Annotated in this window: 16 protein-coding genes; 1 reads left to right on the forward strand and 15 read right to left on the reverse strand. The window is 39.0% G+C overall.

Annotated elements, in window-relative coordinates:
- Positions 1–219: 219 nt before the first annotated feature.
- From ACQKNC_RS02695 to ACQKNC_RS02720, 6 genes are all read right to left on the reverse strand, one after another.
- A complete protein-coding gene (locus ACQKNC_RS02695) occupies positions 220–435 on the reverse strand; it encodes a DUF2642 domain-containing protein (RefSeq protein ID WP_427423335.1) in 216 nt (71 codons plus the stop codon).
- Positions 436–508: 73 nt separating this feature from the next.
- A complete protein-coding gene (dtd, locus tag ACQKNC_RS02700; protein WP_427423336.1) occupies positions 509–949 on the reverse strand; it encodes a D-aminoacyl-tRNA deacylase in 441 nt (146 codons plus the stop codon).
- Positions 950–1,048: 99 nt separating this feature from the next.
- Positions 1,049–3,244: a RelA/SpoT family protein gene (locus tag ACQKNC_RS02705; RefSeq protein WP_427423337.1), complete on the reverse strand. Its 2,196-nt coding sequence runs from the start codon at positions 3,242–3,244 to the stop codon at positions 1,049–1,051.
- Between the two features lie 313 nt (positions 3,245–3,557).
- The gene (locus tag ACQKNC_RS02710) at positions 3,558–4,472 is read right to left on the reverse strand and encodes a pseudouridine-5'-phosphate glycosidase (protein WP_427423338.1); all 915 of its coding nucleotides are present in this window, start codon (positions 4,470–4,472) and stop codon (positions 3,558–3,560) included.
- 4 nt (positions 4,473–4,476) lie between these two features.
- Positions 4,477–5,568 carry a carbohydrate kinase gene (locus ACQKNC_RS02715; protein ID WP_427423339.1) on the reverse strand — a complete coding sequence of 364 codons (1,092 nt, stop codon included), beginning with the start codon at positions 5,566–5,568 and terminating at the stop codon, positions 4,477–4,479.
- A 581-nt stretch (positions 5,569–6,149) separates the two neighbouring features.
- Entirely contained in the window at positions 6,150–7,406 is a 1,257-nt protein-coding gene (locus ACQKNC_RS02720; RefSeq protein ID WP_427423340.1) for an MFS transporter, read from the reverse strand.
- Between the two features lie 206 nt (positions 7,407–7,612).
- Here ACQKNC_RS02720 and ACQKNC_RS02725 point away from each other — a divergent pair, with 206 nt between their 5' ends.
- Positions 7,613–8,059, forward strand: coding sequence for a MarR family winged helix-turn-helix transcriptional regulator (locus ACQKNC_RS02725; RefSeq protein WP_427423341.1), 447 nt, complete (start codon positions 7,613–7,615; stop codon positions 8,057–8,059).
- 230 nt (positions 8,060–8,289) lie between these two features.
- On the opposite strand, the gene ACQKNC_RS02730 is transcribed toward ACQKNC_RS02725, so the two are convergent.
- From ACQKNC_RS02730 to ACQKNC_RS02770, 9 genes are all read right to left on the reverse strand, one after another.
- The gene (locus ACQKNC_RS02730) at positions 8,290–9,147 is read right to left on the reverse strand and encodes a PhzF family phenazine biosynthesis protein (protein WP_427423342.1); all 858 of its coding nucleotides are present in this window, start codon (positions 9,145–9,147) and stop codon (positions 8,290–8,292) included.
- Positions 9,148–9,416: 269 nt separating this feature from the next.
- Positions 9,417–9,929, reverse strand: a complete 513-nt coding sequence (locus ACQKNC_RS02735) for an adenine phosphoribosyltransferase (protein ID WP_100546089.1) — start codon at positions 9,927–9,929, stop codon at positions 9,417–9,419.
- A gap of 33 nt (positions 9,930–9,962) precedes the next feature.
- A complete protein-coding gene (gene recJ / locus ACQKNC_RS02740) occupies positions 9,963–12,281 on the reverse strand; it encodes a single-stranded-DNA-specific exonuclease RecJ (RefSeq protein WP_427423343.1) in 2,319 nt (772 codons plus the stop codon).
- A gap of 454 nt (positions 12,282–12,735) precedes the next feature.
- Complete coding sequence (gene trpA / locus ACQKNC_RS02745; protein ID WP_427423344.1) at positions 12,736–13,530, reverse strand: tryptophan synthase subunit alpha; 795 nt, start codon at positions 13,528–13,530, stop codon at positions 12,736–12,738.
- A complete protein-coding gene (gene trpB, locus ACQKNC_RS02750) occupies positions 13,530–14,738 on the reverse strand; it encodes a tryptophan synthase subunit beta (RefSeq protein ID WP_427423345.1) in 1,209 nt (402 codons plus the stop codon). Before trpB ends, trpA begins: the two co-directional genes overlap by 1 nt.
- Positions 14,738–15,352: a phosphoribosylanthranilate isomerase gene (locus ACQKNC_RS02755; RefSeq protein WP_427423346.1), complete on the reverse strand. Its 615-nt coding sequence runs from the start codon at positions 15,350–15,352 to the stop codon at positions 14,738–14,740. Before ACQKNC_RS02755 ends, trpB begins: the two co-directional genes overlap by 1 nt.
- A complete protein-coding gene (gene trpC, locus ACQKNC_RS02760; RefSeq protein ID WP_427423347.1) occupies positions 15,349–16,140 on the reverse strand; it encodes an indole-3-glycerol phosphate synthase TrpC in 792 nt (263 codons plus the stop codon). Before trpC ends, ACQKNC_RS02755 begins: the two co-directional genes overlap by 4 nt.
- Positions 16,137–17,168, reverse strand: a complete 1,032-nt coding sequence (gene trpD, locus ACQKNC_RS02765) for an anthranilate phosphoribosyltransferase (RefSeq protein WP_427423348.1) — start codon at positions 17,166–17,168, stop codon at positions 16,137–16,139. Before trpD ends, trpC begins: the two co-directional genes overlap by 4 nt.
- A complete protein-coding gene (locus tag ACQKNC_RS02770; RefSeq protein WP_427423349.1) occupies positions 17,168–18,541 on the reverse strand; it encodes a chorismate-binding protein in 1,374 nt (457 codons plus the stop codon). Before ACQKNC_RS02770 ends, trpD begins: the two co-directional genes overlap by 1 nt.
- Between the last annotated feature and the right edge of the window lie 8 nt (positions 18,542–18,549).

The raw sequence follows: 18,549 nt of genomic DNA on the forward strand, positions 1-18,549 counted from the left end.
AATAAGCTGCGAAGGAAAGTAGAATTGTACTTCCCTTGCAGCTTATTTATTATTATCAGTCAACTATGAGATTGAGGAATGTATGTAAGTTGATTCGTGGAGTCTGGCCGCCCTCTAGTTGCATTTCTTATTTACAGTGCTCACCGTCAAATATTTTACACACGCAAAAGAAAAAGACCCCTACTCACATTACATGAGTTTAGAAGTCCTTATGCACACTTATTTTTTTCTCGTTGCCAATGTAACCCATACAATATCCTCCATACGAATGAAGAAAGGGCTGCGGCTAACTTCTACTACGATATCCTCAGGTAATACAGAGATTAACTTTCCTTGCTGGATACTTTTTTCAGTTTGTACTACAATGGGCTGATCAATCATCATGTTAAGAGTTTCGTATAAATATGGATTTGATATGCTTCCTAGTTGCGTCATCTTCGAGACACTTCCTTCCTACAAAACTAACCATACTATTTAATGTATGAAGGAATTAAAGGAAATGTACCATTTATTTAGACTCAAGAAGTATTGTAATCGGGCCATCATTTATAAGTGCAACATCCATCATTGCACCAAATATCCCCGTCTCCACATGTAAGCCATGTGCTCGTAAGGCATTATTGAAAGCCTCCCATAACGGTTCCGCAACTTCTGGTCTTGCTGCACTTGTAAAACTTGGACGATTCCCCTTTTTTGCATCCCCATACAGAGTAAATTGTGAGACGGATAGAATAGCCCCTCCATGCTCTAAAATGGAATGATTCATTTTTCCATCAGCATCTTCCCAAAGGCGGAGATTAGCTACTTTTTTTGCTAAATATTCAACATCCTCTTGCGTGTCCTCATGTGTAATGCCAACTAGAAGAACATAACCGCTATCAATAGCTCCCGTTACTTTTCCGTCAACCGTAACAGAGGCTGCTTTACTGCGTTGTAAAACTACTTTCATTCTTTAAAACCTCAATTCTCTCGTTGAATGCACCAGAAGATTTCTCTGTACATAATAAAGTTGCTATTGTCCAACCATCTATTTTAATAAAGTCGACAATTAGTTAATAACACGCTGTACTGAATATATATCAGGCGTTTGCTTAATACGTTCCACTACTTTATGCAAATGCGAAATATTTGAAATCGAAATCGTTAAATGAATCGTTGCCATTTTATCGCGGTCTGCACGACCACTCACTGCTAAAATATTCGTTTTCGTTTCGCTAACAATTTGCATGATTTCATTTAAAATTCCAGGTCTATCGAAGGCTGAAACTTCAATATCGACAGGGTATTCTTTTTTCTCTGGAGTAAGTCCGTGTTCCCATTCAACTTCTATTAAGCGTTCTTGCTCATCATCAATTTGAATATTTGGACAGTCTGCACGGTGCACTGAAACACCTCTACCTTTCGTAATGAAACCTACAATTTCATCCCCAGGAACTGGCGTACAGCAGCGTGAAAGTCGAATAAGCATATTGTCGATATCTTTTACGATAACACCCGATTCCGTACGTTTTTGAGGAATAGGGTTTTTCATTTTTTGTTCAATTTTCTCAAGCGCTTCTTCCTGTTCACGCTCTTTACGACGTTTTTCCGCTAGACGATTAACAACTTGCTGAGCTGTAATTCCATTCACACCAACAGCAGCATATATATCTTCTTCATTTGTATAATTAAATTTTTCGCATACACGCTTCAAATTTTCCGCTGACATTGTTTCTTTTACGTCAAAATCTTGTGCACGGATTTCTTTTTCTATCATCTCTTTACCTTTGATGATATTTTCCTCACGAAGATGACGTTTGAAAAACTGCTTTATTTTATTTTTCGCCTGTGAGGATTGGGCTATTTTTAGCCAATCACGGCTCGGACCGAATGATTGCTTAGAAGTTAAAATTTCAATAATATCTCCCGTTTTTAACGGTGTATCAAGGGGTACCATTTTACCATTGATTTTCGCGCCAATTGTACGATTTCCAACTTCTGAATGCACACGGTATGCGAAGTCGATAGGTACAGAGCCTGCTGGTAATTCAATGACATCTCCTTCAGGCGTGAATACATAGACCATATCAGAGAATAAATCAAATTTTAAAGATTCCATAAATTCTTCAGCATTCGAAGATTCGTTTTGGAACTCTAAAATTTCTCGGAACCACGTTAATTTTTGGTCGACATTTTGTTTTTCATTATCAACTTTTTTACCTTCCTTATACGCCCAATGCGCTGCAATCCCGTACTCGGCAATTTTATGCATTTCCTTCGTACGAATTTGTACTTCTAATGGGTCACCATAAGGACCAATTACTGTTGTATGCAGTGATTGATATAGGTTTTGTTTTGGCATCGCAATATAGTCTTTAAAACGCCCAGGCATCGGCTTCCATAATGTATGCACAATCCCAAGTACGGCATAGCAATCTTTAATACTATCGACAAGTACACGAATGGCTAATAAATCATAAATCTCGTTGAATTGTTTCTTTTGTAACACCATCTTACGATAAATACTGTAAATATGTTTTGGGCGACCATAAACATCCGCTTCAATTTCAACTTCTGTAAGCTGTGACTTCATCTCAGCCATTACATTGTCTAAATATGCTTCACGCTCATCACGTTTTTTCTTCATAAGACTGACAATGCGATAATATTGCTGTGGATTTAAATAACGAAGTGCTGTATCCTCAAGCTCCCATTTAACAGTCGAAATCCCTAGACGATGCGCAAGCGGTGCAAAAATTTCAAGCGTTTCTTTAGAAATACGGCGTTGTTTTTCTGCTGGTAAATGCTTTAACGTGCGCATATTATGTAGACGGTCTGCTAGTTTAATCAAAATGACACGTATATCCTGCGCCATAGCTACAAACATTTTTCGATGATTTTCTGCTTGTTGCGCTTCTTTAGATAAATATTTAATTTTCCCAAGCTTTGTTACACCGTCTACAAGCATTGCGACCTCTTCGCCGAACTCACGAACTAAATCGTCGCGCGTAAAATCCGTATCCTCGACAACATCATGTAAAAAACCTGCCGCAACTGTTTCAGGATCCATTTGTAATTCAGCTAAAATACCAGCTACTTGTACCGGGTGAATAATATACGGTTCACCTGAGCTTCGGAATTGCTCAATATGGGCATCCCTTGCTAATTCATATGCTTTTTTCACGAATGCGACATTTGCATCATTCATGTAGGATTTGACTAACTCAAAAACGTCCTCGGGAGTCAAAATTTGCTCTTTCGCCATAACATGTCCACCTTGCTCGTCAAATTTTTCAGATTAGATATAATCTTAATTGTATAAAATTTTGTGGGCTATTGTAAAGTAACTGTGTCATTTTGTTTAGTTATTCTCGTGAACAATGTGAAAAATGGAAAAAATATTCTCCGTAATGAATAAAAAGACCCTTTGCGAATTTAATATTTCGCAAAGAGCCTATCTCTCCATATAATGGTTACTCCACTAAAAATATAGCTTTTCACTATAACGTGTGGTTGATTTCCGTTCCGACTGGGCGCTTTTATAATCAAGAACAGATTTTAGTATTATCCATAATTGATTAGCTTAATTTATTATATGCTACAGCAATTTTTGACCCAACTACTGCATTATTTTTTACTAATGCAATATTGGCATCAAGGCTTTTACCTTCTGTTAATTCTTTAACTTTTCCTAGTAAGAATGGTGTCACATTTTTACCTTGAATACCGTTTTCTTCTGCTTCTACTAGAGCTTTTTCAATGATTCCCGTAATGAATGAATGCTCAAGCGCGTCAGACTCTGGGATTGGGTTAGCAATGACAGCTCCGCCTTTTAAGCCTAATTGCCATTTTGCACTTAGCATTTCTGCCACTTCTTCTGGAGTATCAAGCTTGAAGTTTACATCAAAACCACTTTGACGTGTATAGAATGCTGGTACTTCATCTGTACCAAATCCAACGACTGGTACACCTTTTGTTTCAAGATATTCTAAAGTTAAACCAATATCTAAAATAGACTTCGCACCTGCACAAATTACAGCTACATTTGTTTGTGCTAATTCTTCTAAATCTGCTGAAATGTCCATTGTTGTTTCAGCACCACGGTGAACGCCACCGATTCCGCCTGTTACGAAAATTTCAATACCAGCTAACTCAGCACAAATCATTGTTGCAGCTACTGTTGTTGCACCTAATTTTTTTGATGCTAATAGATAGCCTAGGTCACGACGAGATGTTTTAGCTACACCTTGTGCATTTCCGAACATTTCAAGTTCTTCATCTGATAAACCAATTTTAATTTTGCCATCGATTAATGCAATAGTTGCTGGTACTGCACCATTATCACGAACAATTTGTTCTACTTCACGTGCAGTTTGTACATTTTGTGGATATGGCATTCCGTGAGAAATGATTGTTGATTCTAATGCTACGATTGGTAAACCTTTTGCTTGTCCTGCTTTTACTTCTTCTGATAATACGATGAATTCTTTCATGTTGTTATTCCTCCATTTCACTTTTTAACAAATCAACTGATAGCTCAGGTCTTACTGTATATGGGGATGCAAGCGTATTTTTGGCATTCGTTAAGCCTGCATCAATACATGTTGCAAAGGATTGCCCAGTTAGCCAACTATGAATTACAGCACTTACAAATGCGTCTCCGGCACCTGTTACATCTTCAATTTTTTCTATAGCTTTAGCTGCGAAATGACTTGGCTTCGTTGTTGTGGAAGCTGCATACACACCCTTGCTACCCGCTGTAATAATTACATGCTCAGCACCTAATTTAAGAATTTCCTGCAAAGCCTTTTCGTAGTGTGCTGAGTTTTCGATTTTATGACCTACAATTGTCTCAGCTTCATCTGTGTTACAAATAAACCATGTTACACCTTGTAACGTATCCGGTAATCGATTCATTTTTGGCGAAGATACCGGTACGATGACAAATGGAATATCACGTGCAATTGCAACCTGCTGTATGTAAGCAACAGTTTCCTTTGGACAGTTTAAGTCCATAATAAAGCATCCTGCATTCATCAGCATTGCCTCATGTTTTTTTAGCAAACTTGGCAATAAAAGATCATATACTTCCATATTTGCTACCGCTAGTGCTAACTCACCTTGCTCATCCATAATTGCAGTATAGGAACCAGTCGAAGCGTCAGGTAGCTGCTCCACATAACGTAAATTCATAAATGGCTCTGAAGCTTCTTGGATCACTTGCCAATCAGCATCTTTACCTGCAGTAGTCAGCAATGTTACCTGATGATTTAATCTACCTAAATTTTCAGCAATGTTTCGGCCAACACCACCTACACTAAATGAAGAGCTAGCAGGATTGGATGTACCAAACTGTACATTCCCCTTTACATGAAATTTTCGATCAAGATTTGCTCCACCGATACAAATGATTTCATTTTCCTCGGGCAAAATATAAGCACGACCGACAATTTTCCCCTGCTTCGTTAAGCTCGACACTAAATTAGCAAGGACTGGTCGAGACAAATTCATCTTATCCGCCATCTCTTGCTGAGACATAAACGGATTCTGGCGAATTAATGCAAGGACCGCCTGTTCTCTTTCATTCATAGCATCACCTTTTGTTATATTTGTTTATATTATAAACTTTTGTTTGGTTGATGTCAAAAAATTTTTAAAGAAAAAGTTGAAGCCGATATAATATTTGCTTCAACTACATGTTGTTATAACTATTGATTCAATGAAATTTGATGCTTTACTAAATAAAGTATGGCTTTTCAGCATAACGTGGGGTTGATTTCCGTTCCGGCTGGGCGCTTTCCTGTGGGCGTCCGATGAGCCGCTTCGCTCCGCTGCAGGGTCTCGGGCCAACACGATGTTGGTCACGAAGGCGTTATCACAGGATGTGATGGTTTTAGCCTTCGTTCCTTTTTTTCACTGATCCCCGAGGAGTCGCCCAGCCTCCACTCCAATCAACCATTTCACTTAGTATGCATTTTCTGGCATGTCACTCTAATTTATCATGATAAAATGAAACTCCAGCAACAAATGTTTTTTGTCGAAAGCGAAACGACAACGGAAACAAATCGGAGGAACGGTGGCTCGATGCTGCTAAATACCGATCGCTAATAAAATTTCGAGAACCGACGAAAGCTAGAATTGCGCCCAAAGGAAAATCGAGTAGCCAATTATCAAGTATTAGCTTGATGAGGTGTTTGTTTTTTTACGATGATGACAAATAAACTTGCCAACGCACAAAAAATTCCTGCAAGGAAGAAAGCCCAAGTATATGAATTGAAAAACTGATAGATGAGGCCACCACCATAAGCAGCAACTGCAGCTCCTGCCTGATGAGATGCGAAAATCCACCCATAAATAATACTGCTTTTATTTGTACCAAAAATTTGTCTAGAAATACTAATCGTTGGAGGCACTGTGGCAATCCAATCTAATCCATAAAATATTGTAAAGATTGTCAATAGAGTGAGCGAGCCTTGCATTAATGCATATGGGAGTATAAGTAGTGACGTACCTCTTAAAAGGTAATACCAAAACAATAACCATCGATTATCAAAACGATCAGACAACCATCCTGATAAAGTCGTACCAAGGAGATTAAATACTCCCATAAATGAAAGGAAGGATGCAGCGGTTACTAAAGGAACGCCAAGGCTAATACAGTAAGAAACAAAATGAGTACCAACTAACCCACTAGTTGAAAGTCCACAAATAAAAAAACTCCCCGCTAATAACCAAAACTCTTTCACCTTTATAGCTTCAAATAAGCCGTTAAAGGCAATACTAATCGGATTTTTCTTATATTTCTCTTGATGTATTTCCAGATTTTCTTCCATTCCATAAGGAAGCATCCCAATATCCTGTGGCTTATTTTTGATAAACATAAAAATAGTGATGAACATAATAGCACTTAAGATGAGAATCAACCCAATCGCCCATCTCCAAGAATAATGCTCAATAATAATGGCCAATAATGGCAGGAGAATTAACTGCCCTGTTGCTGTACTCGCCGTTAAAATCCCTACGGCCAATCCTCTGCTTTTCACAAACCAATGATTAGCGACATAAGGACTTAACACAGTTAAAAAGAGACTCGCTCCTAAGCCAATAATGCCTCCCCATATAATGATTAAATGCCATGCTTGAGTCATGAAAAGCGTTAGCGTCATGCCAATGAATAATGTAGCCATCGCACCTAGCATCATTTTCTTTAAACCGGCTATTTCTAGTAATGCTGCCATAAATGGACCTGAAAACCCATATAAAAATAGACTAACTGCAAAAGCTAAAGCAATTAAAGATCGATCCCAATTAAATTCTTTTTCAAAGGAGCCTATAAATACCCCTGATGATGACATTGTAATCCCTGCAACAATAATTGAAAAAAATGTTATGACTAAAATAAACCAACTGTAATGAATACGCTTCATCGTAACACCTTCATTTCTCGGAAAATTTTTTAAGAACTCTTTAATGAGAAAGATTACAGAACAACATACATGTATATGCATATATTAATAGAGTGAATACCTTTTAAAATACATGTATATACATATATAATATTAGTAATCGCTTTTATCACTGTCAAGAAACATTTTCCAGCTTAATATAATAAATAGAAAAGGAGTACGGAGCAATGAAGAATATAGACTACACACAAATATGTGTATGTGCAAACCTTCGAAAAAAAACTAGAGTCGTGACACAATTGTACGATAAATTACTTCAGCCCACTGGCTTAAAAGTTACACAATATTCAATGCTAGCAAATATCGATCATCAACAAACAGTTTCCATAAGTCGACTAGGAGAAATTTTGCTGCTCGATCAAACAACCATTACACGCAATATTAATTTGTTAAAGCAAAATGGCTATGTGGATTTAAATAGAGATCCGCAAGACGCTCGAACAAAGGTCATTACACTAACTGATAAAGGGGCTGAAAAATTAAAGGAGGCTGCTCCAATTTGGCAAGATATTCAAGAAAGAATTATCAACGATATCGGCTTAGAAAAATACAACGATTTTTATGAAACATTGAAAACTATGCAAAAAATAATTCAATCTTATGATGAAGAATAAATAAACGGACCTAAACAAAAGAATCCATTTTGAAAATGATTGATCAAAATGGATTCTTAAAGTCGTTCAAGAGCTTTTATGCCAATGAAATTAAGTAAGTATGGCTCTTCGGCAAAACGAGAGTTGATTTCCGTTCCGACTGAGCGCTTTCCTGGGGGCGTCCGATGAGCCGCTTCACTCGCGTTGCTATTATATATCCATTCTGTTTGGTTATATGGTAAGAAGTCACCCTAGCATAGTTCCCCTTTTGACAAGATAATTGCTTTCCCGCCTACCATAACTCTCGGATTATTTTTATTTATTAATTTTGTCATGATGTTAGAAGGTCTCCCCATACTATACCCTTGTAGAAATGAGAACTCTTTATTAAATTCATTTAGTATATGGTTATGAAAAAGATAATAGGTTAACGCCCCATTTGAAGTACCTGTTGCGGCTTCCTCATCAATACCGTAGAGTGGGCAAAAGTTTCTACTCTCCGCTATCCCTGCTTTTGTGTCGAGTGTAAATGCATGAACGCCCCCCACTTTATTAATTTTTGTATATTCAGCTAGTGCTTTAAAATCAGGATTTAAGGCATATAAATCATCCTTTGTTTTTATTGGAAGCATTATATCCCAAAGACCAGTACTTGCAGCTTGAGGCACTAAATTGAAATTTATATCTCCTATTTGACTTTTATCAATTTTGAAAAGGTCAGACAAAATATCATAATCATCAAATATTTTCCCTAACTGAGGTTCAGCTTGCTCCATTATTATAAATGATTGGTTCACTTCAACAGCAAGTGTGCCGGCGAGTGTTTTCATAAAATATGTATTATTATCTTCAATAGCACAACTGTCTAATAATGCCTTGAAGGATGCAATAGTAGCATGTCCGCAAAGTTCAACCTGTGCAGTAGGTGTAAAAAACTTTATGTCAAAATTTTCATTGTCTATTTTTTTAATAAATGCTGTTTCTGAAAAACGAACTTCTGTAGCAAATTTCTGCATAAACTCTTCGTCTAAATTTTCATGGATCACTACACCTGCTGGATTACCGCCAAATTTTGTTTCTGTAAAAGCATCAATTACATAATATGACAAAGCTAACTCTCCCTTACTTTAGAATTTAAATTGTTACTAATACCTTACTATATCGATTAATCTCTATATAAATAAAAAAACGCCACCAAAATGTGACGCTTTCATATTATTGAAGTACTTTATGCCGATGACTTTAAGGTGCCAGATTAAATAAATTATGGCTCTCCTGAAAACGAAGGGTATATTTCTGTTCCATCTGAGCACTTTCCTGAGAGGTGTTCAATCTCCACAACAATCAACTAATTCGTTTAGCAAGTATCCAATAGTTATTAATATTCAATAAGTGTTTTTATGTTAATGTCGCCAAGTTTTGCACGTCCGTTTAGCTCTGTTAACTCGATAAGGAATGCACAGCCAACAACTTGACCACCTAATTCTTCAATTAAACGTACAGTTGCTTCAACTGTACCACCTGTCGCAAGTAAATCATCACAGATTAATACTTTTTGACCTGGTTTAATCGCATCTTTGTGCATTGTTAGCGTATCTTTACCGTATTCAAGACCGTAGTCAGCACTTATCACTTCACGTGGTAATTTTCCTGGTTTACGAACAGGCGCAAAACCAATTTCAAGTGCATAAGCAACTGGACATCCGATAATGAAGCCTCGAGCCTCAGGACCTACCACAATTTCTGCACCTAATTCTTTTGCGTAACTTACGATTTGATCTGTTGCATATTTGTATGCAGGACCGTTATCCATAATTGTTGTAATATCTTTGAAGCTAATGCCCTCTTTCGGCCAGTTTTCAACCGTTGTTACGTATTGCTTTAAATCCATGTTATTGTTCCTCCTACGAAACTTTTTCGTATATTAATTTAATCGTTCATCAAACCATTGTTTTAATTCTATATAAGGGGCATATACAAGCTTTTGCTCCATTTCAATCTGTTCTGAACGTTGTTTGTAAGACGGTGCCTCTGCAAGTGCCTGTTTTGGTGCATTCACGTTGACAGTCGTCAGTCCATTCTCCATTTTAACAAAATCAAGTTCAAAAAACACCTGTGTCATAAATTTTAATGCATCTAAAGGCCACCCTGTATGCTTAGCTAATTCAGCCAGATGCATATTTAATGGGAAAGCAGGGCGATTTTTTAAAAACTTATAATACCAGGAGAATTGCTCACGTGTAGGCAATCCATTGAAATACTGAGAATCAGGCATGTAAAAATGTGCATATATACGGGAAGGCGCTGTTTTCCGTAAGACATTTTCTAACATTTGAACATTTTGTGGCAAATCCAGTAGCACGATATAATTGCTTTGTTCTACATTCGAAAGCGTAGGATCCACTGCTAGAATTGGTACACCAATTAGCGACTGGTAATAGGTAATCGTCTCTGAACGGAAGGCTATAAATGTTGCCTCCTCTTTTGGAACCGTATTTAACCAGCGGGATGTTTGGCGAATACCACGAATATCAAATAATTGCCATTCAGTCGTTTGGACATCCTCTATCATAAATTGTGCTTTTTTACGTCCTTGCCATTCGTTAATTTGTAAATCCCCTGTAAATGATACTTTTATTCCATAGGTTAGTTCGTCGTGTAAATGTCCTTTATTGAATCCGACACTATCCAATTTTTCATAGCCATCCGTCAATTCCATTTTTATATGATTTTCTGCTGCTCCAATTTTCCGCATGGAGGCTATCTCCACATCTTCGAGCACATAAACAGGCTTCGGAAAATCCGTACCATATGGACCAAGCGTTGAAATCTCTTCAATGGCATCTGCTGAAATTTCATCCATTTTTAGTGGTATATCAATATTGAGTACAGGTGTCAATTGTTCTTCTGATAAACATGCTTTTGCTTGAGCATCTAAGCGTGATCTTAATTCATCAACATGCTCAATAGATAATGTCATCCCCGCTGCCATAGGGTGCCCACCAAAATGGGGTAATATATCTCGATTCTTCGCTAATTCATTATATAAATGGAAGCCTTCAATACTACGAGCTGAGCCTTTAGCTGTTCCTTTTTCATAGTCTAGTGACAGTACAATTGTTGGACGATAATAAAGCTCTACAAGACGAGATGCGACAATTCCTACTACTCCAGCATTCCAGCCTTCTCCAGCAATAACTAAAACGAGTGACTCCCCGACCTTTTTATCTGATTCAATGAGAGCAATCGCCTCATCTGTAATACTTTTTACAATATCTTTGCGTTCGCTATTACACGTATTAAGCTGTTTCGCTAATGCTATTGCCTTAGTATTATCTTCAGCCATTAATAGCTCAACACCTGGCGCCGCTTCTCCTAAACGACCAACTGCATTTAAGCGCGGACCAAAGTAAAAACCGATTGTTTCTTCGTTAATTTTAGCTTGCTCTGCACTGGCTACTTCACACAATGCTTGTACCCAAGGGCTGAGTGAACGGCGCATTTCTTCTATTCCTCTTTTTACTAGGTAGCGGTTTTCATCAACTAAAGGTACTAAATCCGCTACTGTTCCAACAGCGACATATTCAATTAAATGCGTTGGTAGTTCTCCATATAGAGCATGTGCTAACTTAAAGGCTACACCCACACCTGCAAGCTCGCCAAATGGATAATGCCCTTCTGGTATACGAGGATGTAAAATAATATCTGCAGGTGGTAATTCATCGCCTGGTTCATGGTGATCTGTAACGATAACATCCATACCTAGTTCCTTTGCGACACGAATCGGTTCCATGCCTGAAATACCATTATCAACTGTTATAATTAGCTGAACACCCTCTTCATGTGCTTCACGAAATAGCGCCTCATTCGGTCCATAGCCGTGAATAAAACGATTCGGTATTTTAAACGATACATCGGCACCGAGATCAAGCAACACATTCAGCATTACTGTCGTGCTTGAGACACCATCCGCGTCGTAATCGCCAAATACAAGGATTTTCTCTCCGTTTTCAAGCGATTGCTCAATACGCGCTACAGCTTCTGCCATTCCATGCATTAAAAACGGGTCATGAATACTTGCTTCTGTCATATTTAATAAGCTCTCTGCGTCAGCTGTTGTTTCGCAGCCTCGTGCTGCTAAAATTTTCGCTGCAATCGCAGAAAGTTGTAGTTCATTTTGTAATGTTTGGACAAGCTTAGCGTCTGGGCGCTCTACCTGCCATCTCTTTTTCGATAGGATCATCTTTTCACTTCCTCACGAAAGCTATTATACCGAAAATCTAGCCTATCCGCACTATTCACCAGAATGATAGTTTTTTGTCAACTCAATCCGTCGGTTTTGCTAAACTGAAGGATAGAAGTCAGAGCGACGGATAGAGGAGCCGGATTCGTGGATAGAAACTTCAAAGCCTTGGATACCATTCTCAAAAGAAAAAAGCCTACTCCGTTAAAGAGTAGACTTCTGAAACACACCTTATCAATTATACCTCGGCATAATTGCGTCCAGAATCGACTTTGTGCTTAGGCCTGCGTGAGGGCCGACACGATGTCGGTCATTTCGGTAATGCCACAGGACGTGGCGCTTTTACCGATGCAGGTCAGTTAGCCGTTATCGCATGGATGCGATGATTTTAGGCTAACATCCTTTATTAATTCCATTCCGATTCCGTGACATCCGCCGGAGGCTTATATTTCTTTCAGCGGATGTTTGGACACCCGCTGAAAGAAGTTGAAGCAGACACTAATGCCTCAATCTTCTCCAAATTACCTTCATTCAATGCTGTCACGATCGCACTGCCAACGATTACACCATCACTAAGTGCCCCCATGCTTACCACCTGCTCGGGAGTTGAAATTCCAAAGCCAGCTAGTACCGGTATATTGCTTGCTTCGCGTAAGCGAGCAAAATGACCATGTAAATCATTAGCAAAGCTTGCTCGAGCCCCTGTGATTCCATTGACTGTTACAGCATAGACAAAGCCTTGACTGGCAGCCGCGATACGTGCAATTCGCGCAGGAGGACTTGTTAACGATACTAGCTGGACGATGTCGATACCATGAGGATTTAATGTGTCACGTAAGATTTCACTTTCCTCAAGTGGCACATCAGGAACGATTAATCCTTTAACGCCCCCTGCCACACAAGCCTTCGCAAAAGCCTCTAACCCAAAAGCTAACACAGGATTAAAATAGGTCATAACAACTAACGGAATTTGAATTTCTTCTTTAAATGAAGCTAATGTTTCTAGCACTTTACGTAATGTCACACCTTCTGCTAAAGCCCGTTCACCTGCTTGTTCTATCGTCGGCCCATCCGCTACAGGATCCGTGAAAGGTATACCAACTTCAATTGCCGTTACACCAATTTGCTGTAACATCAAAATCGTTGGCTTCAACGTTTCCAGACCCCCATCGCCCGCCATTATATATGGTACAAATGCTTTATTCCCAGCGATTTTCGTTTCTTCAATTGCCTGCTGTAGTGTTGTCATTACGCGTCTCCTCCTAATGCTTTACGAACAGTATGGACATCCTTATCTCCTCGGCCTGATAAGCACACAACAATGATGTCATCTATAGACATTGTCTTCGCGAGTTTTGCTGTATAAGCAATGGCATGAGAGCTTTCTAGTGCAGGAAGTATACCTTCTGTTCTACTTAGTAACTGCATGCCTCCAAGTGCTTCACTATCAGTAATCGCATCAAATTTAACACGCCCAATATCATGTAAATAACAATGCTCCGGACCCTTCCCTGGATAATCTAGACCGGCTGAAATAGAATGCGCCTCTTGTACAAAACCATTTTCATCTTGTAATAAATACATGTATGCACCGTGTAAAACTCCTAGCTGTCCACCGGCAATTGCTGCTGCATGCTTTCCTGTCTCAATGCCACTTCCTGCTGCTTCTACTCCGTATAGCGCTACTGTTTCATCGTCGACAAAAGGATGGAACATACCGATTGCATTACTACCACCACCTATACAAGCAACGACTGCATCTGGTAAACATCCTTCCTTAGCTAAAATCTGCTCTCTAGTTTCAACACCAATTACACGCTGGAAATCTCTTACGATTTTCGGGAATGGATGTGGCCCTAAAGCTGAGCCTAAAATATAATGAGTATCTTCAACATTTGTCACCCAGTAGCGCAGTGCTGCATTGACAGCATCCTTCAAAGTTTTTGAACCAGTTTCTACAGACTCCACTTTTGTACCGAGTAACTCCATGCGAAACACATTCAACTGTTGGCGTTTTATATCCTCTGCACCCATAAATACAACACATTCAAGATTCAATAATGCGCATGCAGTTGCCGTGGCCACTCCATGCTGTCCTGCACCTGTTTCGGCCACTATTTTCTTTTTACCCATTCGTTTTGCAAGGAGTGCTTGACCAATTGCATTATTAATTTTATGGGCCCCAGTGTGATTTAAATCTTCACGTTTTAAATAAATTTTCGCACCGCCTAGCTTTTTTGTTAAATTTTCTGCGTAGTACAGCGGCGTCTCACGGCCAACGTATTGTTGTAAATAATAGGCCAGTTCCTCAGTAAATGTTTGATCATTCATTGCCTCATCATAGGCCGTCTCTAATTCCAACAAAGCTGTCATTAATGTTTCCGGAACAAATTGTCCACCAAATTTTCCATAACGTCCTTCCTTTGTCGGTACGCTATTTGCAATTGAATTCGCCATTATGCTCTCCCCTTCTTCACTGCCTGTATAAATGCATTTATTTTTGCTATATCTTTTACACCGTCTGTCTCCACACCACTCGATACATCTACCATAAGTGGCGACACAAGTAATACTGCTTCTTCAATATTTTCAGCTTGCAATCCGCCTGCTAAAATTAACTTTTCTCTAGGAATCCCTACCATTTCTAGTAGGGTCCAATCAAACTTGTGACCACTACCACCTTTAAAATCTGTGCCTGGTGCATCAAATAAGTAGTATTCTACATCATAGTTAGTAGCCATCTGAACATCTCCTGCACCTCTTACGGACAAAGCTTTAATGGCCGGATAACCTTGCTGACGAATAAACTCCGGAGATTCTCCCCCGTGGTATTGCACATAATCTAATGGCACTTCTTCTACTGCTGTGCGTAATTCCTCTGCGCTTGGATTAACAAAAACACCGATTTTTAAAACGCCATCTGGCACGTGTTTGGCTAATTGCTGTGCCTGTTCAACCGTCACTCGTCGTTTACTTGGTGCAAAGACAAAACCAATTGCATCCGCTCCTGCCTCTACTGCTGCCTGCACATGCTGTTGTTCCTTCAGTCCACAAATTTTCACCTTCGTCATACAGATGCCTCCACCTTATTGACCTGTAAACTTTTTAGAGCAGAACCTGCATCACCACTGCGCATTAATGACTCACCTACAAGAACGCCACTAGCTCCCATGGAAGTCACTGTTTTAGCGTCTTCTTGTGTCCAAATCCCACTTTCACTTATTAATACTTTCTCTTCATCAAACGGAAAAGCTTCTGCAATTTCACGTGTACGTTCTAAGCTCACCTCAAAGGTACGTAAGTCGCGGTTATTAACGCCAATCAGCTTGGCACCAACCGTAATAGCACGCTCAAGCTCCTCAAGATCATGCACCTCAACTAATACCTCTAAATTTAAGCCAGTTGCATAACTAAACAGATCACGCAATGCCTCATCTGTTAATGCGGCCACAATTAGTAAAATAATTGATGCACCTGATGCCTTTGCAAATCGAATTTGTACGCGATCAATCATAAAATCCTTACAAAGAAGTGGCGTCTGAACAGCATTTGCAACTGCTGCTAAATCATCAAAGGAGCCTTTAAAAAACTTTTTATCTGTTAAAACGGAAATGGCTGCTGCTCCAGCATCTGCATAAGTTATTGCTTGTGCCACTGGATCTGCCCCTTCTGCAATTAGTCCCTTTGAAGGGGAAGCACGCTTCATTTCAGAAATAACCTGTAATGTTTCAGCTTTTTGCAATCGCTCAAATAATGATGGACGCAACTTTTCTGTAAAATTTGCTAATGGGTCGGGCTGTTCAAGTAAAGCCCTAACTTCAATCTTTTTTTGTTCGAGAATTTTGTTTAAGATATTCATTGTCGGACCTCCACTTCTTTAATATGCTCACTATAAGCAACGACTGCCTCTAATTTTTGAAGGGCACGCCCGCTAAAAATACTATCCTTCGCCATTTCAACACCTTCTTTAACGGTTTCAGCAATTCCATAACTGAACAATCCAATACCAGCATTCAATAAAACTGTGTCAAAGTAAGCACTTTGTTTACCAGCTAATAATTTACGCATAATAGCGGCATTTTCATCTGCATTGCCTCCACGAATAGCCTCTATTGGTGCATAGCTAAGACCTGCATCCTCTGGAGTTAAAGAAAAAGGAATTAAGTCTCCTTTATCTACTAAGACAAAAGTATTTTGACCAGCTAATGACGCCTCATCTAAACCTAATGGCCCAGAAACGACCATTGCACGTTCACGTCCGAGCATTTGTAATACGGATGCATACTCCATGACAAAATTAGGACGACTAATGCCTGTAAATTGCGTCAATAAAGGCACTGGGTTCGTAAGTGGACCGACAAGATTAAAAATAGTTGGCTTTCCTAGTGCCCGACGCACCTCGCCAATTCTCTTTAATTTCGGATGCACATTCGGAGCATATAAAAAGGCTATTCCTTCTTTCTCTAGCAGTTCAACAGTTTGCTCAATGGATATATTCGTATGAATACCGAGTGCTTCTAAAACATCAGAGCTTCCTGATGCTGAAGAAATTTTGCGATTGCCATGCTTCGCCATTTTGACACCTGCTCCTGCTAATACAAAGGCGCAAGTTGTACTTATATTAAATGTATTAAGACCATCGCCACCAGTTCCGCAAGTATCCATATAGACACCTTCTTTTGCCGGTACGTCTAGTGCAAACGAACGCATAATGGTAGCTAACGCTGCAACTTCATGTGCTGTTTCACCTTTGATAGATAATGCCGTTAAAAAGCTTGCGATTTCTCCCTTCGGTGTATCATCTTGGAACATCCATTTTGCTGCCTGTAGCATTTCCTCATACATTAAATGCTCTCGTTGTTGTACTTTTTGACGAATATCTTCCACTAATGTTGACCTCCTTCTTTTTCGAGTAACTGTAAAAATCCCAGTTCGTCCTCTTCTACTTGTTTTAAAACTTCTTTAACATTTGTATATTTAGTCACTGTTAAAGTTGATTGCATATGCATCGTTTCATTTTCTATCACAATGGATTTTCCTGTTAATGCAAAATCAAGATGACCGTTAAAACCAATAAATCCAAGAGCTCCTCCAAATATCCTAGAAGTTTGACTAGATTTTTCTAAATAGTCCTTCGCCTGATCCTTTGGAATACTTGTTGATGCAAAGGGTGGTAACATCGCAGCTAATACATCCAGTGCATGAAGCATCGGCAATATTCGACCCTCGACTCTCGATGTCATGTGTAATGCATGCTTTGAACGCTCAATTCTCATGGCCTCAATGACTTGAATGGAATCTCGGAAACATACAGACTGTAGCTCTTGTTGCACGGCAGAAACGAGTACAGCATGTGACTTCCTTATATTTGTGTTTTCATAGAGCTTTCGTTCATGTTCTAAATCTTCACCTTTTGTGGAACCCCTAGGCAATGTCCCCTCTGTTGGTGTCGCAATCACACGTTCACCTTTCACTCTAATTAGGCTTTCTGGAGATGTTCCTAATACAACATGATCCTCAAGCTCTACATAATACATATAAGGAGCAGGATGTTTTTTACGCAATTGACGATATAAAGCGAAAGCATCTCCTTGTAAATTTGCTAAAAAACACTTTGATAAAACGACTCTTGTATTATCATCATCTAAAGTAGCTTTGATAGATGTAAGAGAATCTGCAAATTGTTCATTCGTAGTCGATTCAAAAAGTTCATAATTACAAGTTGTATCCTCATCCTCTCTGCCTTTTAGAAGTTGCTCTGCTAACTCTTCTAAATTTGGTTCTTTTTTTTCTGCATCAATATTTGTATGAATCAAAGTAACCTCATCTGTTACATGATCAAACACAATGACTGTCTCATACACATGGAAATGCACATCTGGTAGTTGCACTTTATCCTGAGCAGTCGATAATATCGTTTTGGCACCTTGACCAACATAACCAACAGCACCACCTGAAAACGGGAATTGTGTCGTATTGGAAATGCGTGGCATTAATTTTTTTAATAAAACAAACATGTCACCCTTATGTGTATATGTGTTACCGGTCTTATATGAATATTCCTGAATCTCATCGCCAAAGCCTTTATACGTTTTTCTAGGATTAGCACCGATAAAAGAAAAACGTCCTGCTCCCTCATGCTGTGCTGAACTCTCAAGCAAAAATTTATGATTTCCTTGTAAGCGTCTAAAAATTAAAATCGGTGTTAAAGAATCAGCATTAATGGTTTTCATTTTTGTTCTTGAACTCATCGATAGCATACTTACCA

The organism is Lysinibacillus sp. NPDC094177 (genome assembly GCF_050279145.1).
Classification (GTDB): Bacteria; Bacillota; Bacilli; order Bacillales_A; family Planococcaceae; genus Lysinibacillus.

Excerpts from the sequence above, each read along its gene's own strand:
- ACQKNC_RS02695 (WP_427423335.1), bottom strand. The coding sequence starts at position 435 with ATGACGCAACTAGGAAGCATATCAAATCCATATTTATACGAAACTCTT.
- dtd (WP_427423336.1), bottom strand. The coding sequence starts at position 949 with ATGAAAGTAGTTTTACAACGCAGTAAAGCAGCCTCTGTTACGGTTGAC.
- ACQKNC_RS02705 (WP_427423337.1), bottom strand. The coding sequence starts at position 3,244 with ATGGCGAAAGAGCAAATTTTGACTCCCGAGGACGTTTTTGAGTTAGTC.
- ACQKNC_RS02710 (WP_427423338.1), bottom strand. The coding sequence starts at position 4,472 with ATGAAAGAATTCATCGTATTATCAGAAGAAGTAAAAGCAGGACAAGCA.
- ACQKNC_RS02715 (WP_427423339.1), bottom strand. The coding sequence starts at position 5,568 with ATGAATGAAAGAGAACAGGCGGTCCTTGCATTAATTCGCCAGAATCCG.
- ACQKNC_RS02720 (WP_427423340.1), bottom strand. The coding sequence starts at position 7,406 with ATGAAGCGTATTCATTACAGTTGGTTTATTTTAGTCATAACATTTTTT.
- ACQKNC_RS02725 (WP_427423341.1), top strand. The coding sequence starts at position 7,613 with ATGAAGAATATAGACTACACACAAATATGTGTATGTGCAAACCTTCGA.
- ACQKNC_RS02735 (WP_100546089.1), bottom strand. The coding sequence starts at position 9,929 with ATGGATTTAAAGCAATACGTAACAACGGTTGAAAACTGGCCGAAAGAG.
- recJ (WP_427423343.1), bottom strand. The coding sequence starts at position 12,281 with ATGATCCTATCGAAAAAGAGATGGCAGGTAGAGCGCCCAGACGCTAAG.
- trpA (WP_427423344.1), bottom strand. The coding sequence starts at position 13,530 with ATGACAACACTACAGCAGGCAATTGAAGAAACGAAAATCGCTGGGAAT.
- trpB (WP_427423345.1), bottom strand. The coding sequence starts at position 14,738 with ATGGCGAATTCAATTGCAAATAGCGTACCGACAAAGGAAGGACGTTAT.
- ACQKNC_RS02755 (WP_427423346.1), bottom strand. The coding sequence starts at position 15,352 with ATGACGAAGGTGAAAATTTGTGGACTGAAGGAACAACAGCATGTGCAG.
- trpC (WP_427423347.1), bottom strand. The coding sequence starts at position 16,140 with ATGAATATCTTAAACAAAATTCTCGAACAAAAAAAGATTGAAGTTAGG.
- ACQKNC_RS02770 (WP_427423349.1), bottom strand. The coding sequence starts at position 18,541 with ATGCTATCGATGAGTTCAAGAACAAAAATGAAAACCATTAATGCTGAT.